At 35.8% G+C, this 24,143-nt stretch carries 28 protein-coding genes and 2 pseudogenes; 8 read left to right on the top strand and 22 right to left on the bottom strand.

The window, feature by feature from the left end:
- The 21 genes from JG735_RS00470 to JG735_RS00370 all read right to left on the bottom strand — a co-directional run bounded on the left by JG735_RS00470 (position 1) and on the right by JG735_RS00370 (position 16,650).
- The gene (locus JG735_RS00470) at positions 1–1,095 is read right to left on the bottom strand and encodes a protoglobin domain-containing protein (protein WP_201334922.1); all 1,095 of its coding nucleotides are present in this window, start codon (positions 1,093–1,095) and stop codon (positions 1–3) included.
- Positions 1,095–1,541, bottom strand: a complete 447-nt coding sequence (locus JG735_RS00465; protein ID WP_201334921.1) for a Crp/Fnr family transcriptional regulator — start codon at positions 1,539–1,541, stop codon at positions 1,095–1,097. The genes JG735_RS00470 and JG735_RS00465 overlap by 1 nt, the downstream gene beginning before the upstream one ends.
- Positions 1,522–2,628 (bottom strand): potassium channel family protein, encoded by a 1,107-nt coding sequence (locus JG735_RS00460; protein WP_236584072.1) that lies wholly within the window; start codon positions 2,626–2,628, stop codon positions 1,522–1,524. Before JG735_RS00460 ends, JG735_RS00465 begins: the two co-directional genes overlap by 20 nt.
- Before the next feature lie 56 nt (positions 2,629–2,684).
- Positions 2,685–3,581 (bottom strand): cation diffusion facilitator family transporter, encoded by an 897-nt coding sequence (locus JG735_RS00455; RefSeq protein ID WP_201334919.1) that lies wholly within the window; start codon positions 3,579–3,581, stop codon positions 2,685–2,687.
- 9 nt (positions 3,582–3,590) lie between these two features.
- A complete protein-coding gene (locus tag JG735_RS00450) occupies positions 3,591–3,833 on the bottom strand; it encodes a hypothetical protein (RefSeq protein WP_201334918.1) in 243 nt (80 codons plus the stop codon).
- Between the two features lie 9 nt (positions 3,834–3,842).
- Positions 3,843–4,601 (bottom strand): sulfite exporter TauE/SafE family protein, encoded by a 759-nt coding sequence (locus JG735_RS00445; RefSeq protein ID WP_201334917.1) that lies wholly within the window; start codon positions 4,599–4,601, stop codon positions 3,843–3,845.
- A 3-nt stretch (positions 4,602–4,604) separates the two neighbouring features.
- Complete coding sequence (locus JG735_RS00440; protein WP_201334916.1) at positions 4,605–4,775, bottom strand: hypothetical protein; 171 nt, start codon at positions 4,773–4,775, stop codon at positions 4,605–4,607.
- A 124-nt stretch (positions 4,776–4,899) separates the two neighbouring features.
- The gene (locus JG735_RS00435) at positions 4,900–5,238 is read right to left on the bottom strand and encodes a DUF4282 domain-containing protein (RefSeq protein ID WP_201334915.1); all 339 of its coding nucleotides are present in this window, start codon (positions 5,236–5,238) and stop codon (positions 4,900–4,902) included.
- Positions 5,231–5,614: a rhodanese-like domain-containing protein gene (locus tag JG735_RS00430; RefSeq protein ID WP_201333109.1), complete on the bottom strand. Its 384-nt coding sequence runs from the start codon at positions 5,612–5,614 to the stop codon at positions 5,231–5,233. Before JG735_RS00430 ends, JG735_RS00435 begins: the two co-directional genes overlap by 8 nt.
- Positions 5,615–5,720: 106 nt before the next feature.
- Complete coding sequence (chrA, locus tag JG735_RS00425) at positions 5,721–6,923, bottom strand: chromate efflux transporter (RefSeq protein WP_201334914.1); 1,203 nt, start codon at positions 6,921–6,923, stop codon at positions 5,721–5,723.
- Positions 6,916–7,395, bottom strand: a complete 480-nt coding sequence (locus tag JG735_RS00420; protein ID WP_201333111.1) for a permease — start codon at positions 7,393–7,395, stop codon at positions 6,916–6,918. Before JG735_RS00420 ends, chrA begins: the two co-directional genes overlap by 8 nt.
- Positions 7,392–7,805, bottom strand: coding sequence for a permease (locus JG735_RS00415; protein WP_201334913.1), 414 nt, complete (start codon positions 7,803–7,805; stop codon positions 7,392–7,394). The genes JG735_RS00420 and JG735_RS00415 overlap by 4 nt, the downstream gene beginning before the upstream one ends.
- Positions 7,806–8,852, bottom strand: a complete 1,047-nt coding sequence (locus JG735_RS00410; protein WP_201334912.1) for an FAD-binding oxidoreductase — start codon at positions 8,850–8,852, stop codon at positions 7,806–7,808. It abuts the gene before it with no gap.
- A 36-nt stretch (positions 8,853–8,888) separates the two neighbouring features.
- Positions 8,889–9,131: a hypothetical protein gene (locus JG735_RS00405; RefSeq protein ID WP_201334911.1), complete on the bottom strand. Its 243-nt coding sequence runs from the start codon at positions 9,129–9,131 to the stop codon at positions 8,889–8,891.
- An 18-nt stretch (positions 9,132–9,149) separates the two neighbouring features.
- Positions 9,150–9,503: a thioredoxin family protein gene (locus tag JG735_RS00400; protein WP_201334910.1), complete on the bottom strand. Its 354-nt coding sequence runs from the start codon at positions 9,501–9,503 to the stop codon at positions 9,150–9,152.
- Positions 9,504–9,513: 10 nt separating this feature from the next.
- Positions 9,514–10,215, bottom strand: coding sequence for a cytochrome c biogenesis CcdA family protein (locus JG735_RS00395; RefSeq protein WP_201334909.1), 702 nt, complete (start codon positions 10,213–10,215; stop codon positions 9,514–9,516).
- Positions 10,216–10,217: 2 nt separating this feature from the next.
- On the bottom strand, positions 10,218–10,580 hold the full coding sequence (locus JG735_RS00390; RefSeq protein ID WP_201334908.1) for a carboxymuconolactone decarboxylase family protein: 363 nt from the start codon (positions 10,578–10,580) through the stop codon (positions 10,218–10,220).
- A gap of 9 nt (positions 10,581–10,589) precedes the next feature.
- The gene (locus tag JG735_RS00385; protein WP_201334907.1) at positions 10,590–13,682 is read right to left on the bottom strand and encodes an efflux RND transporter permease subunit; all 3,093 of its coding nucleotides are present in this window, start codon (positions 13,680–13,682) and stop codon (positions 10,590–10,592) included.
- A 3-nt stretch (positions 13,683–13,685) separates the two neighbouring features.
- Positions 13,686–14,780: an efflux RND transporter periplasmic adaptor subunit gene (locus tag JG735_RS00380; protein ID WP_201334906.1), complete on the bottom strand. Its 1,095-nt coding sequence runs from the start codon at positions 14,778–14,780 to the stop codon at positions 13,686–13,688.
- Positions 14,777–16,048 carry a TolC family protein gene (locus JG735_RS00375; RefSeq protein WP_201334905.1) on the bottom strand — a complete coding sequence of 424 codons (1,272 nt, stop codon included), beginning with the start codon at positions 16,046–16,048 and terminating at the stop codon, positions 14,777–14,779. Before JG735_RS00375 ends, JG735_RS00380 begins: the two co-directional genes overlap by 4 nt.
- Positions 16,045–16,650, bottom strand: coding sequence for a TetR/AcrR family transcriptional regulator (locus JG735_RS00370; RefSeq protein WP_201334904.1), 606 nt, complete (start codon positions 16,648–16,650; stop codon positions 16,045–16,047). Before JG735_RS00370 ends, JG735_RS00375 begins: the two co-directional genes overlap by 4 nt.
- 104 nt (positions 16,651–16,754) lie before the next feature.
- Between JG735_RS00370 and JG735_RS00365 the strand changes: the two genes are divergently transcribed.
- Positions 16,755–17,399 (top strand): MarC family protein, encoded by a 645-nt coding sequence (locus JG735_RS00365; RefSeq protein ID WP_201334903.1) that lies wholly within the window; start codon positions 16,755–16,757, stop codon positions 17,397–17,399.
- On the opposite strand, the gene JG735_RS00360 is transcribed toward JG735_RS00365, so the two are convergent.
- The gene (locus tag JG735_RS00360) at positions 17,396–18,025 is read right to left on the bottom strand and encodes a phosphoribosyltransferase (RefSeq protein ID WP_201334902.1); all 630 of its coding nucleotides are present in this window, start codon (positions 18,023–18,025) and stop codon (positions 17,396–17,398) included. The two genes, JG735_RS00365 and JG735_RS00360, sit on opposite strands and share 4 nt — an antisense overlap.
- A gap of 77 nt (positions 18,026–18,102) precedes the next feature.
- Between JG735_RS00360 and JG735_RS00355 the strand changes: the two genes are divergently transcribed.
- The 7 genes and pseudogenes from JG735_RS00355 (at position 18,103) to JG735_RS00330 (ending at position 24,101) form a co-directional block, all read left to right on the top strand.
- Positions 18,103–19,137: a site-specific DNA-methyltransferase gene (locus tag JG735_RS00355; RefSeq protein WP_201334901.1), complete on the top strand. Its 1,035-nt coding sequence runs from the start codon at positions 18,103–18,105 to the stop codon at positions 19,135–19,137.
- Positions 19,113–19,355, top strand: a pseudogene (locus tag JG735_RS09920) (DNA methyltransferase); the annotation flags it as partial. The gene JG735_RS00355 and the pseudogene JG735_RS09920, both read left to right, overlap by 25 nt.
- A 39-nt stretch (positions 19,356–19,394) precedes the next feature.
- On the top strand, positions 19,395–19,946 hold the full coding sequence (locus tag JG735_RS00350; RefSeq protein WP_236584061.1) for a hypothetical protein: 552 nt from the start codon (positions 19,395–19,397) through the stop codon (positions 19,944–19,946).
- 12 nt (positions 19,947–19,958) lie between these two features.
- Positions 19,959–22,316, top strand: coding sequence for an AAA family ATPase (locus JG735_RS00345; protein ID WP_201334900.1), 2,358 nt, complete (start codon positions 19,959–19,961; stop codon positions 22,314–22,316).
- Between the two features lie 11 nt (positions 22,317–22,327).
- Positions 22,328–22,814 (top strand): annotated as a pseudogene (locus tag JG735_RS00340) (virulence RhuM family protein); the annotation flags it as partial.
- The gene (locus tag JG735_RS09715; RefSeq protein ID WP_236584059.1) at positions 22,744–23,022 is read left to right on the top strand and encodes an ATP-binding protein; all 279 of its coding nucleotides are present in this window, start codon (positions 22,744–22,746) and stop codon (positions 23,020–23,022) included. The pseudogene JG735_RS00340 and the gene JG735_RS09715, both read left to right, overlap by 71 nt.
- Complete coding sequence (locus JG735_RS00330) at positions 23,022–24,101, top strand: Fic family protein (protein ID WP_201334897.1); 1,080 nt, start codon at positions 23,022–23,024, stop codon at positions 24,099–24,101. Before JG735_RS09715 ends, JG735_RS00330 begins: the two co-directional genes overlap by 1 nt.
- The last annotated feature ends 42 nt before the right edge of the window (positions 24,102–24,143 follow it).

The following is a 24,143-nucleotide window of genomic DNA, read 5'->3' as shown; positions in this document are numbered from 1 at the left end:
TCATTCCTTGCTTTTGATATAGATTGTCAACTTCATAGCTTCTGCCAACAGATCGATTGCTTCAACGACATAGAGTTTATTTACAACATCTCTTACTTTGATACAAAGAAAAAAGACACTCTCTTCAAAACTCATATATTTAACAATATCATAGCCCTCTTCCGGTTCATTCTCTAAAAACTCCAATGCTTCTATCGCCCATCCATAATTTTCACTCAATAGCTTATACATATTGTGCTGGACTGTCTCTATCGTCAACTTTGTATCGTTTATAATACTTCTTGTATACACAATATCGGTCATTGCCCGCATTGTAGCAAGAGAACTTGTTAAAGAAAGATATGCTGTGACATTGATGTTATTGAGTGGCTTGATGATAGCATTTTTCAGTGCCCCTAAATTCTTCTCATTTGGCTCATTGGAAAACTGCGTACAAAATCTTTTAATAGTTGCTAGATGAAAACCCGCCTCTTCCAAAACATCTTTATACTCTTTGAGCTCCTCCAAACTCTTTTTAAAAAGCTCTTTTGCTTCTTTGTCTACTTTCAACGCTTCAAAAGAGCTTTTGCATCGAATATATGCCATATGAAGGCTATTGACTGCAATAAAAAGATCATTTGCCCTGTAAGGAGACTCTGCCAGCGTTTTTTGCGAAAAATACTCCTCTTTCATGATCTCTTCTGATACTTTTAAATACTTGATAATGAGCTTGAGATAGGGCAAGATAGCAGGTTCTTTTTGAGAAAGCTCCAAGATGAGTTCACTGAGCAGATGATAGCCGTATGAAAGCAGAATCGGATCGAGTCTGATGTGATAGTGCGCAATGGCCACTTTTGCGATTTTGTTATACAGCTCCTCATCAAAAGGTTTAGAGAGTAACTGGGCAACAAACTTGATCTGTTTTCTTTTGAGTTCTGGGATTCTTTCAACCGGAATGAATTTCGTAAATTCCTCTTTTTGCAAGAGCTTTTCGTAAAACTTGTCCATTATCTCATTCACATAAGGCTCTATCTTTTGTAATGCCTCTTTTCGCTTCTTTAGATCGTCATCTTGCAGTTGGTATATCTCTTTAATAAGTTCAATTTTTGCATTCATCATAGCACCTCTTCTAATGTTTTATACATCTGAACAATTTTCTCATCGCTATTTCTTAAAAATTTAGCAAGAAGCAACGTAGCATTTTTCAAAACCTTTACACCAATTTCTGGATTTTTTTGACAAAAGGCAAAAAAATCCTTTTGAGAAACTTCCAAAATCACTGAATCTTTTTTAGCCTCTACAGTCGTCAAACTGTTACCTCCATCAACAAGGCAGGTCAGCGAAAAAAAGACACTGCTGTCACTGATTGTTGCAACCTCCATCTCTCCATCACTAGAGTGTTTTTTTACCAAAAGCAGACCACTTTCTAACAAAAACCCTTTTTTTAAATGGTCTCCTTCTTTTTTGATCGCCTGTCCTTTTTTAATCTCTTTTTTTGCAAAAATGGACAAAAAGCTTTGTTCCTCTTCTTCATTCAAACCTTCAAACAGCGGATTTTTCATGTTTTCTCTCCATTACGATTAGTGCTGCGAACTCAGGAATAACAAGATTATCGTCAGGATTGATAACCACTTCCATCTCGACCTGATTTTTTTTGATTTTTGTGAGAAGCTTTTTATATTTTTCCACATCCCCTCCAAACTGCAGCTTTTTTAAGACAATTTTTTTCAGTTCACTCTCTGTTATATAGTTTTTTACGATGCCTATGAGTATCTCCCCTTTTTGCAAGCTATCCTCAAAAGCCTCTTTATAAGAGACTCCCTCATAGGAGTGTTTCGTTTGGATATGGATATTTTGTGTTCTAAGCAGCTTTCTGATAACCTTGGACATTCCAGGTTCAGTCACTGATTTTGAGAGTAAAAAGCGGTTATACTCTTCGCTCATAATAATTTCGTTGCATTTGCTTTTTATGAGATAGTTTTCATACTTTGGATCGATGATTTCTGCTGTGATATAGACATGTGGATTTAAGGAACGAATCAAAATGACCGTTTCCAGCACCCTTGCATCGGCAAACTCATCATGCATATTGAGTATCATCACTTTATCGGCTCTTTCGATATGCGCCTCTTTCAAAACCGCTTCATCGTTGTATTCCCCTTGCGCCCATTTGAGATGATGCTCTTCAAGAAGATTTTTCAGTTCTGGTACAAGTTCAGGATAAACGATTACGATATTCTCCCCATAATGGGCTTTAAAACTTTGTAAAACCTCTATACGAGGCGTTTTAAAACCGCAGATCACAAGGTGCTTGTTCAGTGAATCTAACATCTCATATTCCTTTTTTGAAGAGATTGTCAGGGCTACAAGTTTGCTCGTCATTGTCGCTGTAAATGCAGCAACTGCAATGACACCACCTACAATAATGATAATCGCTACTATTTTTCCAGCTGCACTATGGGGCACCACATCACCATATCCCACGGTAGTAGCCGTAACAATAGACCACCATAAACCATCAAAAAAATTTTTATAGGTTTTAGGCTCAAGCAACTCCATCAAAAAAGATGCAATAAATAAAAAGATGGTATAAAGAAGGATATAGAGTGTTGATAAATTAAGTTCTATTTTTAATCTTCTCAAAACCATCCTTTCCATAACTTCTAATACACTATAACAAAGAAGATCTTTTGAATAAATAATTTTTAAGGTGATACTACAAGCTCCTTTGTATCATTTCTACGGTATTCTGGCTGCAGTGTCACATGAGAAATATGATATTTTTCTTTTAAAACTTTTTCTATTTTTTCCATCTTTTTCATCACCTCTTTTAGTTTAAGATCACTGCTAAAATCCACATGTGCCTCAAAAAAGAGATCATGGTCATTGAGTCTCCAGATGTGAATATGATGGATATTTTCGATTCCAGCTATTTGTGAAACGTCTTCGGCAATCTTTTGCAAATCTATCTCTTTGGGGGCAAACTGCATTAAGATAAAGACAGACTCTTTGATAATATCAAAAGAGGCCCAAATGAGATAAAAAGCTATGAAAATAGAGATAACTGGATCGATCCAGTAGATGTGCCACCACTGCATGAGTAACCCGCCCACAACAACAGCCACTGAAGTAGCCACATCTGTTAAAAGATGCAAATAGGCTGCTTTTATGTTCATATTTTCATGGGCATCTTCTTTGACAAGAAAAACACTTAGACTATTTAAAACGATACTCAAAACTCCAAGCCATATAACCCACATGGAATCGACAGCCTCTGGGTGCAAAAATTTTCGCACCGCTTCAATAATCAAAAAAATAGCTATTGCCATCAATAAAGAGGCATTAAAAAGCGCTGCTATAATTTCAGCTCGTTTATAACCAAACGTTTTTGAGCTATCACCCGGTCTTGCTGCTAAACGATTAGCTATCCAGGCAACTACAAGGGAGAGCACATCGCTAAAGTTGTGCATCGCATCGCTTAAAAGCGCCAAAGAGCCAGAAAGAAATCCGCCAATGATTTGCGCCAAAGTGATGATGATATTTAAAATAATAGTAATAAAAAGGTTTTTACCACTTACTTCGTGATGGTGATGATGCCCCATTTGTTTCCTTTATGATTTTATATGACACTTTTTTGCTCGTATCGCTTGAATCTCTTTGACCTTTTTCTCAAGGTCACTTAACATCTCATATTGAGCTGAATCGGTATGCCCATGCTCCTCTATCTGCTTTTTTCTCTCCTCAATCGTTTCAAGCCACTCATCGATCACCTCATCAGGAACGGTGCAATCCGTTGCTTCATCTTTTTCATGCTCGACGATCCAGTCAGCAATTTTTTTCAATATATGTAACATACTCTATCCTTAAAAAGTGATATGCAGCAGTTTTGCTATCATCTTGGCTGCTACAATCAACAGCAAAACACCAATAAGCTTTTTGACCTCTCCTGCTGTTAAATTATAGTGCAAGATTCTATCACCTAAATACCCTCCCATAATCGCTGCAACGGTTACATCGGCTAAAAGGAGCCAATCCATCTTGATAAAACTAAGATATGTGGCAAAAGCCCCAAGAGTGGAAAACGGAATCACAAAACTGATGGCATAGGCTGCTTTTTTTGCATCAAATCCCAGCAAGATAAGTAGTGGCATGATAAGCGATCCGCCACCAACGCCTATCATCCCTGAAATAATCCCTACACTTCCTCCAATCACATAGAGTATCCACGCTTTGTCGTAAACTACTTTTGTCTCCCGATAGCTAAAAAGGAGCAAAAAAGCGCTGACAATCAAAAAGGCTACCAGTATCCATTCGACCATCTCTTTTGGAACATATTGAGACATCCATGCTCCGATGGGAGTGGCGATCATGATGGAAATCACCAAAGGAAGGGCGAATTTGATATCCAAAACACCTCGAAAAAAGTTCATAATTGAAGCTGTAATGGTAGAAGCTGAATTAATAAAGAGCCCTATCGCTTTGGCAAGATTGAAAGGAAGTCCCATCATCGTAAAAGTTGGCACCAGCGCAATGGCAGAGCCCACGCCACCCATGGCAAAGAGAGTGGAAAGAGCAAAAGTAAGTAAAAAATAAAGAGTGTAATGGATAAACTCTGGGCTCATGATTTATCCATTTCCCAAAACAGTTGTTTTATAAAAAGGCTCTATCGGACCTTCTACGATATATGGCAATATTGAAAGCACATGATGGCAAAATCTTAGAGAGTTTTCATGGTCATACACACTCTCCCCTGTCCCAGGGAAAAGTTTGAGATTGCCTAGGTAGTTGTGCCCCATCGTAGAATCCCCTACAATGTTTTGAGTGAAAGTGACAAAAGGCCTCTTTTAGCTTCTGCCATTGTAGAAACCAAAGTCCGTCCACCCATCGTCAAAGCCGCATTTTTCATAAAATCTCGTCGTTTCATTGTTTTCCTTCTGACATTTGGTGTTTATGGATCTCATACAAGAGATCATGCATATCAAAATAGCCTATCATTGCTTCAAAAATCATCCGCCAGGAAAGCTCGGCACATAAAAAGAACCCCACAAACATCAAAATTGTCACAAACTTGCCTCTTTTGGAAAGCGAAGCATAGAGTGTGTGAAGTGTATCATTTAATGTTTTAGCAATTGAGATATTTTGGACAATCCAATCCCTTGCTATCCAAAGTACAAATGGCATAACAATTGCACCTATGTAGTAAAAAATGATCAATACATATTGAGTAATAAAATGATTAAAAGATAAAACATCATACATCTTGTATACTTTCTATTATCTCTTTTGCTTTGTCACCTCTTAAAAATTCGACCACTTTGAGTAGTCCGTCCGTAAGATATCGTGCGTTAAAACCTTTGAGTGTAAGATAGAGTCTTGCAATTTCGGCTCTGTCATAGTGTGGACACATAGTCACAATTGTTTTGCTACTATCTAGCTCATTGAGTCTGTCTGGCAGCTCATTGAGTGGAATATGCAATCCAAATCCTACATGCCATGCCTCATACTCCTCCCTAAATCTGATATCAACAACTTGTGCTTCGTCTTTTTGCAAAAGCTCAAACATCTCTTCAAGTCCAATTTTCATAGCCTTTCGTTCCTCATAATCAAAACTTTTCAAATATTCATCAAAATCCACTGCTTTCTCCTACTGATAAATTTTGTAACGAAGTCAAACAGACATATCTTGAGACACTGTTTGTTGGTATGATGCATTGCGTCCATAAACTCTTGCCACTCTCTCATCACTTAAAATACAGTATAAGCTTAGCCACAACACCGATTAAAAAGATCCATAGTATATTTATCCGCCAGTATCGTACTGCCAAAAAAGCTCCAACCGCCCATATATAGGTTGCAGGATTTATGAGAGCAACTTTGCCCAGGCTTAACAGAACAAAAACAAGCATACCTGTAAACGCAGCCAATATCCCTTTTAAAGCATTGCGAATCAGAGCCAAGTTTTTGATCTTCCCATACACTTCACTCATAACAAGAGTATAAAAAAAGGAGGGATAAAACATTCCAACGGTAGCCAAAGCACTTCCCAAAACTCCACTGACTTTATAACCGATGAAAGTAGCGGTAATGAGGAAGGGTCCTGGTGTAATCTGACCAAAAGCTATTGCATCTGCAAACTCTTTCAATGTCAGCCAGTGATGCGAAACTACCGCTTCTTGCTGCAGCAGCGGCATTATGGTCATTCCGTTGCCAAAAGCTACTGCTCCCACTTTGAACATAGAAAAAAGCAGCTCCCCAGACTCGGTATGCCATATATATCCTGCTACAAAAAGCAGTACAAAAATGGAACCTGCAAGAAAAATAGCTACCATACGCCACTGCCATTTGCCAGGAAACACTACTTCATACTCTTTTATGTTTCCATTATTCTTTTGAGAAGTTTTTAAAGAAAAAAAGAATAGTCCAAGTACTGCGGCAACTATGATAATCCAAAAGGCATTCATACCATACAGCATCAATATAAGCGCGATACCGGCTATCAGTGCAGTTTTGCCTCCATCAATATATCGGCTGGAAAAATCGATCGTTACTTGTAAAACAATCCCTACTACCATCGCCTCTATGGCAATAAAGATGGGATGAACCCATCCGATATGACCATATCGAAAATAGAGCCACGATAAGAGCAGCATCAATAGATAAGATGGCAAAATAAAAAGAAAAGTAGCCAAAACAGCGCCAAAAAATCCTTTAATTCGATAGGCTGAATAGGTAGCCAGATTGACAAAAATGGGTCCAGGATAGAGCTGCACCATAGCCAGCCCCTCATCTATCTCTTCTTGACTCAGCCATCCTTTTCTTGCGATAAGGTCTTTTAACTGCTGCAGCATCGCCATACTGTATGCAGTCAAACCTAAAAGAAAATATGTCCAACAAAGCTGCCAAAGGGTCGGAGTCTCTTTTTGGTTTACTGTTTTATCACTCATTTTCTATTCTTTCAACAATCATCCCTTGCAATAGGGCTCCTATGATTATGTATATATTCAACACTATTGTAAAAGTTAATCCAAAATAGTGCACCATCAATGGAAGCAGCGGCAGTTTCACAGCTCTTGCATAAAAAAAGAGGGCTATTAAAGAATCCCTTAGCCCCTTTTTCTTTAAATCTTCTATCAGCGGATACCATGCATACATGGGACCGTGGCTTAAAATCCCGGCAAACAGTGCTATGATCCATGCTTTTATCCCGCCCTCACGGCTTAGATGTTTTGCCAATGTTTTCGGGTCGATAAAAAAGTTGATAAGGGCATTGATTAAAACGACAACGGCTAAAATAGGAGTGATTTTCATCAAAAGATAAAAAGACTCCTGCAAAGCCAAAGAAGCTTTTTGAGGGAAAAAGAGAAAAAGCAACATATAGCTTGCAGTGACGATGAGCAAAAACCATTTTCCCTTCATCCCAAAAGCTCCAGCGTCCAAACGGTAGCGATGGTAACCAAAAAAGTAAAAACAAAAGCCAAAATATTTCTAAGAATGGTAAATCGAATACCAAGCACACTTGCTTCCAGCGGCAGCTGCACGATTCCAAGAGTAACCCAAGCCAAAATAAACGCCGTCACTCCATATATCGACACACCGCTTTCTAAAAGTTCCCCACCTAATATATAACTTATAATTGCCTGCCCAACGGCAATGGCTCCGGCAAAAAGGCCTATGAAGGTATCATAAAACGGTTTTTCGGTAAACAAAGATGCAAGCAGATCGGGAGTGATGAAAACTTTGAAAATGCCGACAACTCCGATAACACCTATTAACATCGGTAATATCTTGAAAAAACTTTTCAAAGATTGAGAGAGTGCTCTTTTCATCTATATCTCTGTATGTATTTTACTCTCGTCCACTCCGTTTTTCATAAGCACTTTTTTAAACGTATTCAATGCTCCAAAAGGTCCTGCTATATAGTAGTCCCTATCGGTATCAAAAATCTCTTCTAAAAAAGCCTCCAGTGCTCTTTTTTTGAAAAACTGTCCATGTTTTGGCAGTTTAAATGCAACATCATACTCTTTCGCCACCAAAATGGGTTTGAAATTTTTATATGTTTGGGCAAGCTCGTTAATCTCATCCAAATAGTAGAAATCTTTTGATCGGCTTACTCCCCAAAACAGTTTGATATCTCTATCTTGATCTTTTAAAAGTACCTCCCGTATCATTCCGATAAGCGGTGCAAGCCCTACACCAAGAGCCACGAAATAGAGTCTGTTTTGCGAATCACACACAAACTTTCCGTACGGCCCTTTTGCAATGAGGGATTCCTCTCTTTTCAAGTCATTATAGGCATATTCGCTAAATCTTCCTCCTGGAACCTTTTTGATATGAAACTCGACATATCCGTCAGAGAAAGGAACATTTGCAACAGAATAGCTCCTTCCAAGCCAATTCTTACCCGGAATTTCAAGCTCTATATAACGCCCGGCTCGTATATTTTGCACATTTCCAAGATCACATCTTAAAATTGTCACATCACCTCTGATCTCTTTATCAACAATTTTTGCTTGCTCTTTTGGCGCAGGTTTAGCATCTTTGTATTCCAAAATATCTCTTCGAGTAAATAGATCATCTTCAACTGCATGATGCTCATCGACTCTTTTTTCAAGATCTAAAACGACATCAAATGGCGGAAAAGATATGGCATCTACCGGGCAAGTATTATGGCAGGTGGTACATCCTACAAGACAGTTCAACGGATCATAGACAATCGATTTTTCGTTTTCAAAATCATATCTATACACAAGCCTGTTGCATCCTGTCACACATGTTGCACACCCTATACATCTGTCATGATCGACAGTGGGATGCCAATCTATCTCTTCTCTTGGTATTCCATGCCACGGTTTTAAAAATCTTGGATCTGGCATCTTTGACTCCTTTGTTTGTTTTCATATCTTCTCTTTTCAAAAAAGATCCTCAAATTCGTAACTTAAAAACAAAATGATTCCAATACCGCCTACAATACTTACAAGAGCACTCAACAGATCGTTATTTGGAAAAAGATACTTATCCATAAGCATCCAGCTTCCTCTCCAAAATGCCACTACACCAAAAGCTGCAGCTAATGCTGCTATACCTCTGGAGTGGAGATTAGTGTTTTTTCCTTTTTCATCATTTTGTTGACATATTCTTTTTTTCGATCGCATGCATAATCTTCTAAGCTATTATTTCAAAAGTTCTATAACCTCTTTTTTGGAAAGCACTCCGATATGGCGATAGACCTCTTTTTTCTTTTCGTACAAAATCTGTGTTGGAATAAGCATAATTTGCAACTTTTTTGCTGCATCTCGATTTTGTTCGATATTTAAAAAAAATATTTGAAAATTTGGATGCTCTTGCTTAATGGTATAAAGCAGCTTTCCCATTTTTTGACAACTCAAGCAGTGGTCTGATCCAACTTCAACCAAAACCCGTTTTCCAGAAGCAATCGCTTTTTGAATTTCATTAAAAGGCGTAGATGGAAGCATTTTTGCATCTGCAAAAAGTGATAGTATAAGCACAAACAGTAGCTGTTTCATTATTACCCTTTCATAATTGCTGAAAACCTCTATAGAAAAAATAGCATCCAAACCCAATCAAAACAAGAGCAAAACTTTTATTCAAAAGAGTAGAGAGCTTTGCTACTGTTTTGTTTGAGACAACTCTTTGTGCAAATCCCACTGAAACTCCTGCAATTAGAAGCAGCAGTGAATGCCCAAGAGCAAAACTAAAAACAAGCATATATGCATACACATAGTGGCTGTTTGCCGCCAAAGTGATAATTGCTACCAAAGGAGCCGATGCGCAAGGGGTGCTTATGAGTCCAAAAACAATACCTATCAAAAAACCTCCAAAAAGGCGGAATCCAACAAGCTTTTCGATTATTTTGTTTTTTTCAATCTCACCAAAAAGACCCCATGCATACAGCCCAATCAATATGCTCACTCCTCCTGCAATACAATATGCCCACATAGGAGCAATTGAGAAAAAATAGCCAAATTTGGCAACCAAAAAGGCTAAAATGGAAAAACTAACAACAACTCCCAAAGCAAAAAAGAGAGAAAAAAGATAGGTAAAGAGGATCTTTTTACGACCTGATAAATCTTTATTAAGCGCTAAAACGGTTCCAACCAGCAAAGGGACGGAAATGAGTGAGCATGGAGCCGCTGCACTCAGGCTTCCCGCAGCAAACGCTCCGAAAAATGCCAAAAAAGAGTGCGATGCCAAAAGGCTATCCAGCCAATGAGGCATCTTTACTCTTGTAGATTTTTTAGTGCCGCTTCAGCCACTCCTACCACACTGCTTGCGGCTGCATGGCGCACTATACGAATGACTGAAAGAATCTCTTCATTGCTTGCTCCCATTTTTTTGGCAGCTTTTGTATTGAGTTCCACACACTCTTCATTGCCCAAAGCCAAAGCAGCGGCTAAAAACACTAATGTGCTTGTTTTTGGATCAAGAGCATTTTTTTCGCTTTGCATGCTAAGCTTTGAGCTGATGGCTTGCTCTACAATCAAACTTGGATCAACTTTACTTGCCTCTTCAATCGATTTTGGCAAAGATCCGAATCGATCTTTCATCATATTCATCACTTGCTCTGGTGTTGGTGTTTGCATCTTTTCTCCTTATTCAGTAATTTTTTCTATCGGATTTGTCTTTTTATTTCTAGGATCTGTGATATATGCATACATTGGTACATAAATAAGTGTCAAAAGCGTTCCTACCAAAAGCCCGCCGATTGCCACATCTGCAAGTGGACTGAGTCGCTCTAACCCTACCGCTTGCTCTAAAGCGATTGGAATCATCCCGGCAATCGTTCCAAATGCTGTCATCATAACAGGGCGAAATCGCACCTTAACACTCTCAATCGCCGCTTCAAATGGGCTTTTGCCTTCTTTTTCATACTCTTTGTAAAAGTCAATGAGCAGTACCGCATTTTTGATGATGATACCAAACAGAAGCAGCAACCCTACCATACTTGGCATACAGCTCGGTTTGTGGAAAACAAGCATTCCCCATGCAGCCCCTATCATAGAGAGTGGCAACACCAAAATCATAATGATTGCCAGTCTTACAGACTCATAGATAGCTGTAAGCGTCATAATAAGAATGATAACACCGATAGCAATCGCCTTGATCATTCGCTTAAAGCTGTCATGCAGCTGAGCGATATCTCCTTCTTGCGTTACGACAAAGCCGGTTGTATCCACTTTTTGCAACGCTTTATTCGCATCATCTGTGATGTGTGTAACCGGTCTTTTTGCTCGATAGCCATTCACATCAATGCTATAGAGTAGTTTATCTCTTTCAATTTTTGCAGGAGTTAATTGATAAGAGATTTTTGCAAATTCGCTTAAAGGAATTTCGCCAAATTTTGTTTTGATTGGCAAAAGCCTGAGGTTTTGGATATTTTCATTGAACTTGCCTTTGAGATACATTCTCACAAACTGCGTATTCATCGTAGCCATATCGGCAGCCAATGAGACGACTTGCCCTTTGAGTGGAATCTGCATAGCGATTTGATACGGCGTCATCCCATAAGAGAGCGCTCTATTTTTATCGATGTTGATAACCACCTCTTGAAAATCTTTATCCCAGCTTTGGCTAATAGAAGTGAGCCCTTTTACATTTCGTATCGCATCGATAATCTCTTTCGCCTTATCTGGCAGCTTCTCGTAATCGGCAGCTTTTATACGAATATCAAGAGGCGCTTTAATGGTTGAAAGGGCAGTTGCACCAAAATCAAAAACATCGTTTTTCTTCACACCCGGAAGTTGGGCGATTTTGTCTCGGATCTCATCTTCGAGCTGCCAAATAGTTTTGTTTCTGTGGAATCTATCTACTGCATTGATAGTGATTGTCGCTTCACTGGGAAGATTTCCGCTTCCAAGACTCAATACCCCAGACTCGCTACCAAAGGCAACGGAGCTAGATTTCACCCATGGCTGTTTATGAAGCCAAACCAAAAATTTGTGCAGTTTTTTCTCGGCGCTATCTACCGTCTCATTGGCACTGAACGCTACTTGCGCTTTGATAATCCCCGTATCCATAGGAGGCATCACATCCTTACCGATGAGCGGCATAACATTTTTGAGGCTCAATACAAAAGTGAGCACCACAGCAGCAGTTAAAAGCATCCGTCTAAGCGCCCACCATTTGCCGTTGGAAAATTTCAATACACTGATATATGGGTCTATGAGCTGCCCGATAGTATATTTATAGACATTTTCAAACCACTGCTCTATTTTTGTTTTGCCTGTTCCATTTTTGTAAAGCACCGCTGAAAAGCGTGGGATAAAGGTAATGGATAAAAAGTAGCTAACAAGCAGTGCAATAATAAGCGTTGAAATAAGGGGCCTAAATATATGCTCTGGAAAATCACCTACAAACATGAGTGGGAAAATGATGGCGATAGTTCCTACAGTTCCGGCAAAGACCGGTCCTAAAACCTCTTTTGTCCCGTTGACAATTGCCGTTTGCATATCTTCGTTGAGTTCTAGATGCCTTTCGATGTTTTCTAGCACAACGACAGCATCGTCAACCAGCATCCCAAGAGCCAAAATGATAGCAGTATAGATAACGATATTGAGCTCTCCACCTCCTAGCCAGATAATGGCTATGGTACCAAAGAAAACGAGTGGGATGGAGATCCCAGCGGCAATAATCGCTCGAAAGTTTCCAAGGAAGAAAAGCAGCACCAAAAGAGTGTAGATAATCGCATCTCTTAAGGCTTCAAGCATATTCTCATTGGCTGTTTCAATGAGTGTTCGTTGCGTATCGGCAATCTCAAAATCGATATTCGGATAGAGTTTTTTGAGTTTTTCAATCTCTGCTCTTGCAGCATCACTTACATCCAACACACTTCCGCCTGGCGCTCTCTGAATTGACAAAGCAATCGCATTTTTACCGTTTCCAAGATAGCCGCTTGTTCGCTTTTTATAGCTCCAAGATACCTTTGCAATATCACTCAATTTTACATTTGGCAAGATATGAAGATTTTTGAGCTTTTCAATATTGTCTTTTTCACCATAATAGGTAATGGTATAAAAGCTCTCTTTGCTTTTAGTAAAGCCTATTGGAATATCTTTATTGAGAGCAAACAGTGCTTTGGCCAATGCGTCAAAATCAATGCCATACTTTTTGGCTTTGAATGGATCCACTTCGATATTGATGGCACTTTGATATCCTCCAAAAACCTCAACATTTCCAATATGAGGATTGGCTAAAAGGTATGGCTTGATATGCGACTCGGCGATTTTTCGAATCTCAGCCAAGCTGATATTGCCATTTTTAGGACTCAGTGCCACAACTTCGACAGGAAGCGTAAAGTCCCCTACTGTATAGATAGAAGGATTGGCGTTTTTGGGAAGTTTCCCTCTAGCAATGGATAAAGCGTTTGCCACATCCACAGCTGCAGCTTCAAGTCCCTTTTCATACTCAAACTCAGCCTTCACAATGGAAAAGTTTGCCACATTCACACTGCTGACATCCCGAACGAGACTGATTCGGCTAATCTCTTCTTCTATCGGCTTGCTTACTGTGTTTGCTGCAACCTCGGCCGTTGCTCCCGGAACTGATGTAATGACCACGACTTGAGGTCTGTTGGCATCAGGGAAAAGATTTTTTGGAAGTGCTTTCAATCCAATAATCCCCATCACAAAAAAGCCAACAATTAAACTAAAGAGCAGATAGGGCCGTTTATAAAAATATTCAAACATACGCTATCCTTTTATCTCTTTAAGCTTTATTCCACTTAAGAGTTTAAGCATGATATCTGGTTTTGCAACAATGATTTTTTTGCCATTGAAACTCTCTTTTACAACGACACCTTGATTGGCATTTTCTATGATATGTACCTCTTTTGCCTCGGCGCTATTGCCCTTTACAACCAGAATATAGCTTTTACCATTGCGATTCAAAATTGCATCATGCGGTAAAAGCACCCCTTTGCCTTGAAAAGTCACTACTGCTACATTAACCCGCTCTCCCGCAATTAAAGAGCTATCATTGACATTGGCTTTATATTCTGCCAAAGAGTTAAATGTTGATTGAAGAGGAGTTACTGGATAGGTTTTACCTTTATAAACAACTCCATATATTTTTATATCTTTTGGCACTCGAACAACCAAGTAGTTCTCTTTTTGACTATTGATTGCAATAATTGGCTTCCCTGGCATCGCCATATCCCCTTCATTGACAAATCGTTTTGCAACGACACCGTCAACGCTTGAGCGTAAAGTTGTATAGGTACGCTCATTTTGAATCTCTTTTATACTCTCTTTTAAAGAAGCCAATTTCGCTCTTAGGCTTGCAAGTTGTGCTTTTGTAGCGCTAATTTGATTTTGCTCTTTTTCATACTGCTCAATAGAAGCACCCTTAACAGCTAAAAGCTTTTTGGTTCTTGCATGAATCTTTTTGAGATTGCTTAAAACCACTTTTGTAGAAGCAATGCTTTGCGTTACAGCCTCTTTTTGCGCTTTGAGACTTGTCAGTTTTGATTGCAAAGGAGTATCATCAAGCCTGGCAACAATATCCCCCTTTTTAACCTTTGCTCCAACTTTTGCTAACGCAATAATTCGGCCTGAATATTTTGAAGCTATCTTTATGTTTGCATCATTTTGTACTACCGCTATCGCATCAGCTGTTAGAGTCACATGCTTCGTTTTTGGCTGCAGTGTGTGTACCAATACCGCATACTCTTTTGCAATAGGAATCGCGGCTTCCTGGGCTTTTCTCTTTTTCACAAGCCTTACAGCACCTATAATGAGTAACACTACAATCAGTAAGAAGATAAGGAGTTTAATCCACTTTTTCATTTGACAATCCTTTCTAAATCATTTCCGTAAAGTACGGCGAGTTTTCCAACAATCTGCCATTTTTTTGCTTTGAACGAAGCTAGATTTGCTTCAGCATCTAATAGAGCTTCTTCATATCTTAAGTACTCCTCTTGGGTAAGTCTTCCCACATCATATGCCGTTTTTGCATAGCGCAAAAGCTCTTCTTGATGGTGGACTTTTTTTTGTGCAAGTTTTTGTGCTCTTTCATTGAAAGCAAGCTGTTTTTGGAGTGAATTTGCCTGGGCCTGAAGCTCAAGTTTTGTTTGAGCTTTTTGTTTTTGCTCCTTTAAAAGAGCAGATTTTGCAATTTCGATTTGCGTGAGATTTGCTTTTGAAAGCGGTATAATAAGCTTGAGCGCCAAACTTCCATAATCGGTATCGATACTTTTATCGAACATCACATCATCCTGAGCATAGTCTTTCGTATAACTTCCTTGCAAAATCAGCTTTGGAACAAACTCATCTTTGCTAGCTTCTACATCTTTTCTTTGTGCTTTGATCTTTTGATCAAAAAGCTTCAATACAAAAAGTTCATTTTTTTCAATTGTATTTTTTTGCACTATAGGCTCAACCTGTGATACCGCAACTCCGGTAAGGCTTTCAATTGCTTCTTTTGCTTTGGCTTCATTTGCTTTGACATTTTCCAAAGCAATGTCTAAACTATCAAGTACAGACTCGATCTTGTCCAAAGCAATCGGCGCGGCTCTGCCACTTTCAACCTTTATTTTCACATCTTCATAGGTTTTAAGAAGCGAAGCTTTTCTGGCTTTGAGCGCTCTTTTGAGATCTTTCAAATAGTTTAGATTTGCATAACTTGCAAGCAGAATCGCTTCGTTTTTATAAATATCTAAATCTTTTTTGAGTTTTGCAGCCTCTATCAAAAAATCGAGCTTTTTTTGGAGTGTAAAAAGTTTTTTAACAAACAGGGGCATTGAAAACGTCCCACCAATTCGCTGGATATTTTTGGCAAAGGGGAGAGGCTCTTTTTTGGCTATGCGCCTGTTGGCTTCCGAAGGCGGAACTGGCCGTAAGTTTGTATCACGGTTGTAGTATTCATAACTGGCAAAGAGGTTGAATTCCGGATAGAGACTATCCTGTACCTTTTGCTTTTGCAGTCTCGCAATATCTATGGCGATCCTGTCCACTTCAGTAACAGGCTTCGTTTTTAAAGCTTTAAAAAGCTCTTGCAGCTGGGATGCCTGCAGAGTGACAAATGCAGCTACCGACAAGATAAACATTTTTTTCATGGAACTTTCCTTACTAGTTTAATCATTTTTCTAGCTAACAGTTTTGCAAAATCCTCTATATTTGGTTCAGGCATTACCTCATACCCTTCTACAAAACTTGCCACACGCTTACGAAGCTCTTTGGTCGTTTGATGCATAATGAGCGAGCTCACGATCATCATCTGCACCACCATGGGATTTTCTATCGCAAACTCCTCTTTTTCGATTCCTTCATTGAGAATCGATGTCAGCAAATTGAGAGTTTTCGAAAGATATTGTGCAGCAACATCACTCATATGCTTCCCATTATCGGCAAATTCGTGAGCCAATACAGCGGCAAAACATGGGTATTGCTGTAAGAATTCCCCAAACCCTTCGATATATTGAACTAATTTCTCATTAGGCTTCATACCTTCTATTTTTGTCATTAAATGAGCAAGAAGCCCTTCAAAACGGTATATCAATACCGCTTCATACAATTCATTTTTATTTTTAAAATGGTAGTAGATTGCAGGTTTCGTAATTCCTGCCTCTCTTGCGATCTTGTCCAACGAAACACCCGAATATCCAAATTTGGAAAAGTGTTTTGCCGCAATCTGCAAAAGTTCAACCTTTTTACTCATCTCTCATCCTTACCTATCAGTAAGTAAATATACCAAACAACTCTTTAAATTATTCTTAATTCTTATAAATATTGTGCTACAATTTTCAATAAAAAAGGATATTAATGAATACCGCTGCTCTCTCGATTTTATTTCATGACATCATTGCACTCATCACTATCATCAATCCAATAGCGGCAGCCTCTATTATGATATCCATGATAGCTCCACCTACTTCATCAGCCATTATGGAGATTGCAAAAAAGGCTTCATTAACTATTTTTATAGCATCCCTTATAACACTTTTCGGTGGTGAGATTGTATTTAAGTTTTTTGGAATCAATATCTACTCCATCAAAATTATCGGTGGCGTGATTCTTATGATCATTGCCATCAATATGGCTTATGGACAAGGCTCGAAACATAGACACTCTCCAGAAGAAGAACAAGAAGCGCAAGACAAAGAGGATATCGCGATTGTTCCAATTGGAATCCCTATCCTTTTTGGACCAGGGGTTATTGCAACGATTATCGTCCTAAGCCATAATAATGCAAGCAGCTTAGGCACTACCCTTTCATACAGCATATTAATACTCTCTATTTTCATAGCATCCATCGTAACTTATGTGACTCTTCGATATGCCGGTACTATCAATAAAGTATTGGGCATCACTGGCATCAAAATCTTGACCCGTATCATGGGTCTTATCGTGGGAGCGATCGCAGCCCAATTCCTTATCAGCGGTATCAAAGGATTGTGGGGAAGCTAATCTGCTTTTAAAAGCAACTCCATCACCTCTTCATCACTAAGTTGATGGAAATCCCTGTAAAACTGCCCTACTGCCATAAAATCAGGTGGCGTATCAAGGACAACCACCCTATCAGCTGCCTCTTTGAGCAGTGCAATGCTGTCTGGCGGTGCAACAGGAACGGCGATAATCACCTCCTTTGCCCCCTCCTCTTTTAACGCTTTTGCAGCTAGATACATACTCGCACCCGTTGCCACACCATCATCCACCAAAATAACTCTTTTCCCCTTAACATCAATTCTTGGCTTTCGATAGAGTGCTCTTTTTTCCCTAATCTTCTCCATAATTTTTTGGATCTGCTCATCAATATAAGGTCTTGAAACATTGAGCATCATCACGGCCCGTTCATTAAGATATTCAAGTCCATTTTCACTAATTGCCCCGATAGCAGCTTCCGGATTGTAGGGTGATGGAATCTTTTTTACAAAGAAGATATCCATAGGAAGCTCAAGCTGCTTTGCGATTACATAGGCTACTGGTACACCTCCCCTTGGCAAAGCTATAACAATAGTATCTGGATCTTTTGCATAAGATGCTAACTTTTGCGCTAAAAGTTCACCTGCTTCAAACCGATCATGAAATACCATACTCTTTCCTTTATAGCTTTCTAAGGATTTAGCCTTTATGATAAGTTAATTTAATTTAAACTCAACTAAGGATAAAAATGAAAAAACTTCATTTATCTACTCCAAGTTTAGCACAAAAAAATATACAAAAATTAGCGCAAATTTTTCCAAATGTGGTTAAAGAAGGCAAAGTCGATTTTGAACTTTTAAAGCAGATGTTAAGTGATCATGTAATTGATGGATGCAAAGAGCGATATGGCTTAAACTGGGTGGGTAAAAAAGAATCGATTTTAAAAGTCAACACTCCTATAAATAAAACTTTACGCCCGGTTATAGAAAAATCGGTTGAATTTGAGAAAACAAAAAATCTCTATATCGAAGGGGATAATTTTGAGGCTTTAAAAATTATACAAGAAAGCTACCTGGGTAAAGTTAAAATGATCTATATCGATCCTCCCTATAACACCGGAAAAGATTTTATCTACAAAGATAATTTTAAACAAAGCAAAGATGAATATGAAGAAGAGATTGAAGCAGTAGATGAAGATGGAGTAAAGCTATTTAAAAATACTGACTCAAACGGGCGATTTCATAGTGATTGGCTCAGTATGATGTATGAAAGGCTTTTGATTGCTAAAGATCTACTTAGAGTTGATGGAGTAATTTTTATCTCAATTGATGATCATGAGGTGCATAATCTAAGGCACTTGTGTGATGAGGTGTTTGGGGAGAAAAACTATATTCAAGAAATCATTTGGGAAAAAAAATATTCTCCACAAAATGATGCAAAATATTTTTCCTTAAATCATGAACAAATTATTTGCTATGCAAAAAACAAAGAAAAATTTAATAGAAATTTATTGCCAATGACAGAAGAACAAAAATCACGATATAAAAACCCTGATAATGATCCAAGAGGACCTTGGAAAAGCAGTGACTTGAGTGTAGCAAGAAAAACTGAAAAAGATATATATGAAATTATCACTCCAAGTGGTAGAACAGTATTACCTCCTCCAGGAAGAAGTTGGTCTGTAAGCAAACAGAAATTTGAAGAGTTATTAAAGGATAATAGAATATGGTTCGGTGAAAATGGTAATAACGTACAAGTATCAAAAGATTTTTATCAGAAATAAAACAGGGTCTTGTTCCAAAATCAATTTGGTACAACTCCGAAGTAGGACATACACAGGAGGCGCGACAAGAAACTAAAAAGTTATTTGATAATAAAGCATTTTTCGACTATCCTAAACCGGTTAAACTCATTAAAAGAATTTTACATATTTCTACTTCCAAAAACGACATCATCCTCGACTTCTTCAGCGGTTCAGCTACTACAGCTCATGCAGTAATTGAGCTAAACGCAGAAGATGGCGGAAACAGACAATTTATTATGATACAAATCCCAGAAAAGGTTGATGAAAAAAGCGAAGCCTATAAAGCCGGATTTAGAACAATCGCAGAAATTGGAAGAGAACGTATTATCCGAGCCGCTCAAAAAATAAAATCCCAATTCCAAATTCCTAATTCCCAATTCCTAGATACAGGCTTTCGCTACTTCAAAGTCGATACCTCAAACTTCAAAGAAAACAAAGATATAAGCGAAATTACTCAAGAAAATCTCTTTGAAACAATCGATAACATCAAACCAGATAGAACTGATCTTGATCTACTTTTTGAAGTAATCTTAAATCTTGGATTTGAGCTTACTTTAGAGATTGAAGCAAAAGAGATTTTGGGCAAAAAAGTCTATTTTGTGCAAAACAATACTCTTATATCCTCTTTTGATGAAAATATCGATGAAAACTTGGCAAAAGAGTTAGTCAAATACCAGCCACTTAAAGTCGTGCTAAAAGATAGCAGTTTCAAAAGCGATAGTGATAAAATAAATTTTGAGCAAATTTTCAAAGAGCAAAGCCCAGAAACAGATATATGGGTGGTGTAAAAGGATAACAAAATGATTGAAAAACTTGATATTGAAAGCTTTGGTATTTATCAAGATTTTAGATGGAGACAAAATCCCGAGTTAAATAATACAACTTTTAAAAAATTAAATATTATATATGGAAGAAATTATTCTGGTAAAACAACTCTATCAAGAATTTTCAGAAGTATTGAAGAAAAAAAATATCCATCTTTTATTAAAAATCCAAAATTTAACATATATTTGACGAATAATATAGTAAAAAATCAAGATGAAATTTTTGAAGCTAATTTAAATATATTGGTATATAATGACGATTTTATAAAAGATAATTTAGGTTTTTTTTATGATGATACTAAAAATATAAAATCTTTTAAAGTTAAAATTGGTAAAGAAAATCAAGAAATATTAAAAGAAATTGAGAATTGTAAAAATGTATTTGAAAAAATAGAAAAACTTATTAGTAAAATAGAAAAAGAATATAACAGTAGTTTTAAACTCTATGAAAATGAAAAAAGCAATTTGACGAAATCTCTTCAGGATAAAGCAAATAAATATATAAAACATCAACTATATGGGATAGCGACTTATAATATAACTTCCATCAAAAATGATATTGAGTATATAATTGAAAGAGAAGGAACGAAGTTTACTTTTTTAGACGAGTCAATACAAAAAAAATATGAGAAAATAATCAAAGAGGACAAAAAAAACAAGATATACTTTCATATACCGAATGAATATAAAAAACTTGGAACTTTAATAGAAAAAGTAAAAAATGTTCTATCAAAAGAAATTAAACCATCAAAAATAATTCAAGAATTATTAAATAACTATGAATTAGAACAATGGGTTAAACAAGGAATAAATTTACATAAAAATAAAAGTAAAATTTGTGCATTTTGCGGTAATACAATAGAAGATTTAAGATATGACGAATTAGATAGACATTTTGATAAAGCACATGAAGAGTTTGAAAATCAAATAGAAGAGCTAAAAAAAGAAATTGAAAGCATTAATATTCATTTAAATTTAAAAGAAGAACAATTTTATGAATTATATAAAGAAAATTTGAAAGAATTTTTTAAACAATTTAGTAAATTAAATAATGAATTTGAAATTGTTAAAAATAACTTAATAAAATTATTAGACAAAAAGTTAAAAAACAAAACAAAATCTCTAAGTGTTGATTATAAAATAATTGAAAACTATAGCTCTTTGGTAAAAAAATTTGATAATTTTTTTGAAAAATTAGAAAACTTAATAGAAAAAAACAATTCCTATACCAATAATTTATTAGAAGAACAACATAAGTCAAAACTAGAATTAAGATTAAACGAAATAAAAAAATTTTTATCTGATATAAATTATTTTGATACAAAAGAAAAAATTAGAAAATATGAGCATAAAAAACAATTTTGGCAATTAAGATTATCAAAAATAACAGAATGTAAAAACAGAATTTTAGATAAAATAAATGAACTAGAAGATTCATTAAATGATGAAAAAGCAAGTATTGAATTAATAAATAAATTTTTAAATCTCACCACTTCTCATTTAAAATTAAGCATTAATGAAAAAAATGAAAAACAAGTTTTTTATGAAATATTAAGAGAAAATAAAAAATCAAAAAAATTAAGTAATGGAGAACAAAGTTTAATTGCATTTTGTTACTTCTTAGCAAAAGCAAAAAATAAATTAGATAATGAAAATAATGTAATAATTTATATTGATGATCCTGTATCTAGCCTAGATAATAATCATATTTTTTCTATTTATGCATTAATTGAAAAACATATTACAAAAGAAAAAAAATACTTACAATGTTATATTTCTACTCATAATTTAGACTTTTTAAGATATTTGAAAAGCATTACTATCCCAAAAACAAGTGATAATAAAGATGATATAGAATATTTTTTAATTGAAAGAATTAAAAAACAAAATATTTCAAACAGTACAATTAAATTACTACCAAAATATATAAAAAACTACACTACTGAATTACATTTTACTTTTGAGAAGATTTATAAACTATATAATGAAAATAAAAGAAGAAGCATTGAAACAGTAAAAGGTAGAATCAATAATACTTATAATGAATTTTATGATATACCTAATGCATTAAGAAAGTTTTTAGAATATTATATGTTTTATAAATTTCCCGATAACGATGGACTTACAATAGAAAAACTTAATTTTTTTGGTACTAATGGAGAAGCAGAAAAGATAAATAGAGTTGTAAATGAATTTTCACATTTAACATACATTGAAAGGGCTTGGAAACCTTTAGATATAGAAGAAATAATTGAAATAATAAACATAATTATTGAAACTATACAAAACGAAGATAAAGAGTATTTCGAATGTTTATTAAAAGTTGTTGATTAAAAGGCAACTCAATGACACAAAACTTCATCATCTACACAGATCAAAACGAAAATGTAAAACTAAAAGTTTTTATAAAAGATGAAACAATTTGGGCCACGAAAAAGCAGATGGCGGAGCTGTTTGGAGTTCAAAGGCCAGCTATTACAAAACAATTAAAAAATATTTTTGAAAGTGGAGAATTAGAAAAGAGTTCAGTTAGTTCCATTTTGAAACATACTGCTATAGATGGTAAAAAATATCAAACAAAATACTATAACCTTGATGCAATAATAGCGGTCGGTTATAAAGTAAACTCCAAAAGAGCAATACAATTTAGAATATGGGCTACAAAAGTTTTAAAAGAGTTTATTGCAAAAGGATTTGTACTTGATGATGAAAGACTTAAACAAGGTAAATATTTTGAAAAAGATTATTTTTGATGAACTTCTTGAAAGAGTTCGTTCAATCTATGCAAGCAAGAGTAGAATTTATCAAAAAATTACCAGTATTTTTGCACAATACTGAAACAGTAGCAAAAACTGTAGTAGCTTTTGGCAATAGCGCCGACAAAAAACTAATAATTAGAGTTAGCAATAATAAAAAAATAATAAAAATTGAGAGAGCAAGAGAAATTTTAAGCAATATGGTTAAAAAAGGAATTTTAGAAAAAATTGGGAAAACAAAAGGGAATTATTATATTTTAAAAAATAGACTAAAGGATTTATAATGAAACCATATATTCCACAAAAACTTCCTTTAAAAAATATAAATTGGGAATTTTTAATAGAAGATATTGCAAAAGCAAATAGAGCTTTAGCAAAATATGATGGATTATTACAAATTATTCCTAATCCCAAATTACTTTTAGCGCCTTTGACTATAAAAGAGGCTGTTTTATCTTCTAAAATCGAAGGGACTCAGGCTACCTTTGAAGATGTATTAAATTATGAGGCAAATCCTACAAAAGAAGTAAAAAATTTTGCAGATATTCAAGAAGTTATAAATTATAGAAAAGCTATAGAATATGCCATAACAAGATTAAATGAGTTGCCACTTTCAGTAAGACTTATCAAAGAGATTCATAAAATTTTGCTTAGTGGTGTTAGAGGTTCAAATAAAAATCCAGGAAATTTTAGAAATGGACAAGTATTTATAGGGAAAAAAGGAGTTGATATCCAAAATGCTACATATATTCCTCCTGATCCTCAATTAATAGATGAATACATGACAAACTTAGAAAAATATATGCATTATGAAGAAAAAGATACATTAGTTCAGCTTTCAATCATACATGCACAATTTGAAATTATTCATCCATTTTGGGATGGAAATGGACGGACTGGAAGAATTTTAATACCTATATTTTTGTATAGCAAAGATATTATTGGTATGCCTATGTTTTATCTAAGTGAATATTTGGAAACTCATAGAGAAGATTATTATAACTATCTAAATAATGTATCAAAAGAGCAAGATTGGGAGAGTTGGATACAGTTTTTTCTTAAAGCAATCACACAACAATCTATAAATAACATAAATAAAATCAACAAAATTGTTACACTCTATAATGAATTAAAAAATGAAATAGTTGATATGCCAACTCCTAAAAATAGTATAAAGGTATTAGATTTTCTTTTTTCAACTCCTATTTTTTCATCTAAAAAAATGGAAAATCAAACAGGTATAGAAAAGAGATCTATATATAGAGTCATTAGCTTTTTAATAGATAAAAAAATCATTTCTAGCGATGAAAAAGAGAGAAATAAAACTTTCTATTTCGATGAATTATTAAAAATCATTGCTTAGTGACAAATGTGTCACTAAAAATTTTATTAGCGACAAAAAATA

The sequence above is a fragment of the Nitratiruptor sp. YY08-10 genome (assembly GCF_016629565.1).
In the GTDB taxonomy this organism is placed as follows: domain Bacteria; phylum Campylobacterota; class Campylobacteria; order Campylobacterales; family Nitratiruptoraceae; genus Nitratiruptor.
This window is presented reverse-complemented; position numbering and strand designations above follow the sequence as displayed.

Bases quoted from the DNA above. Each gene is read 5' to 3' on its own strand.
- JG735_RS00470 (WP_201334922.1), bottom strand. From the start codon at position 1,095: ATGAATGCAAAAATTGAACTTATTAAAGAGATATACCAACTGCAAGAT.
- JG735_RS00465 (WP_201334921.1), bottom strand. From the start codon at position 1,541: ATGAAAAATCCGCTGTTTGAAGGTTTGAATGAAGAAGAGGAACAAAGC.
- JG735_RS00460 (WP_236584072.1), bottom strand. From the start codon at position 2,628: ATGGTTTTGAGAAGATTAAAAATAGAACTTAATTTATCAACACTCTAT.
- JG735_RS00455 (WP_201334919.1), bottom strand. From the start codon at position 3,581: ATGGGGCATCATCACCATCACGAAGTAAGTGGTAAAAACCTTTTTATT.
- JG735_RS00450 (WP_201334918.1), bottom strand. From the start codon at position 3,833: ATGTTACATATATTGAAAAAAATTGCTGACTGGATCGTCGAGCATGAA.
- JG735_RS00445 (WP_201334917.1), bottom strand. From the start codon at position 4,601: ATGAGCCCAGAGTTTATCCATTACACTCTTTATTTTTTACTTACTTTT.
- JG735_RS00440 (WP_201334916.1), bottom strand. From the start codon at position 4,775: ATGGGGCACAACTACCTAGGCAATCTCAAACTTTTCCCTGGGACAGGG.
- JG735_RS00435 (WP_201334915.1), bottom strand. From the start codon at position 5,238: ATGTATGATGTTTTATCTTTTAATCATTTTATTACTCAATATGTATTG.
- chrA (WP_201334914.1), bottom strand. From the start codon at position 6,923: ATGAGTGATAAAACAGTAAACCAAAAAGAGACTCCGACCCTTTGGCAG.
- JG735_RS00420 (WP_201333111.1), bottom strand. From the start codon at position 7,395: ATGAAGGGAAAATGGTTTTTGCTCATCGTCACTGCAAGCTATATGTTG.
- JG735_RS00415 (WP_201334913.1), bottom strand. From the start codon at position 7,805: ATGAAAAGAGCACTCTCTCAATCTTTGAAAAGTTTTTTCAAGATATTA.
- JG735_RS00410 (WP_201334912.1), bottom strand. From the start codon at position 8,852: ATGCCAGATCCAAGATTTTTAAAACCGTGGCATGGAATACCAAGAGAA.
- JG735_RS00405 (WP_201334911.1), bottom strand. From the start codon at position 9,131: ATGCGATCGAAAAAAAGAATATGTCAACAAAATGATGAAAAAGGAAAA.
- JG735_RS00400 (WP_201334910.1), bottom strand. From the start codon at position 9,503: ATGAAACAGCTACTGTTTGTGCTTATACTATCACTTTTTGCAGATGCA.
- JG735_RS00395 (WP_201334909.1), bottom strand. From the start codon at position 10,215: ATGCCTCATTGGCTGGATAGCCTTTTGGCATCGCACTCTTTTTTGGCA.
- JG735_RS00390 (WP_201334908.1), bottom strand. From the start codon at position 10,580: ATGCAAACACCAACACCAGAGCAAGTGATGAATATGATGAAAGATCGA.
- JG735_RS00385 (WP_201334907.1), bottom strand. From the start codon at position 13,682: ATGTTTGAATATTTTTATAAACGGCCCTATCTGCTCTTTAGTTTAATT.
- JG735_RS00380 (WP_201334906.1), bottom strand. From the start codon at position 14,780: ATGAAAAAGTGGATTAAACTCCTTATCTTCTTACTGATTGTAGTGTTA.
- JG735_RS00375 (WP_201334905.1), bottom strand. From the start codon at position 16,048: ATGAAAAAAATGTTTATCTTGTCGGTAGCTGCATTTGTCACTCTGCAG.
- JG735_RS00370 (WP_201334904.1), bottom strand. From the start codon at position 16,650: ATGAGTAAAAAGGTTGAACTTTTGCAGATTGCGGCAAAACACTTTTCC.
- JG735_RS00365 (WP_201334903.1), top strand. From the start codon at position 16,755: ATGAATACCGCTGCTCTCTCGATTTTATTTCATGACATCATTGCACTC.
- JG735_RS00360 (WP_201334902.1), bottom strand. From the start codon at position 18,025: ATGGTATTTCATGATCGGTTTGAAGCAGGTGAACTTTTAGCGCAAAAG.
- JG735_RS00355 (WP_201334901.1), top strand. From the start codon at position 18,103: ATGAAAAAACTTCATTTATCTACTCCAAGTTTAGCACAAAAAAATATA.
- JG735_RS00350 (WP_236584061.1), top strand. From the start codon at position 19,395: ATGATACAAATCCCAGAAAAGGTTGATGAAAAAAGCGAAGCCTATAAA.
- JG735_RS00345 (WP_201334900.1), top strand. From the start codon at position 19,959: ATGATTGAAAAACTTGATATTGAAAGCTTTGGTATTTATCAAGATTTT.
- JG735_RS00330 (WP_201334897.1), top strand. From the start codon at position 23,022: ATGAAACCATATATTCCACAAAAACTTCCTTTAAAAAATATAAATTGG.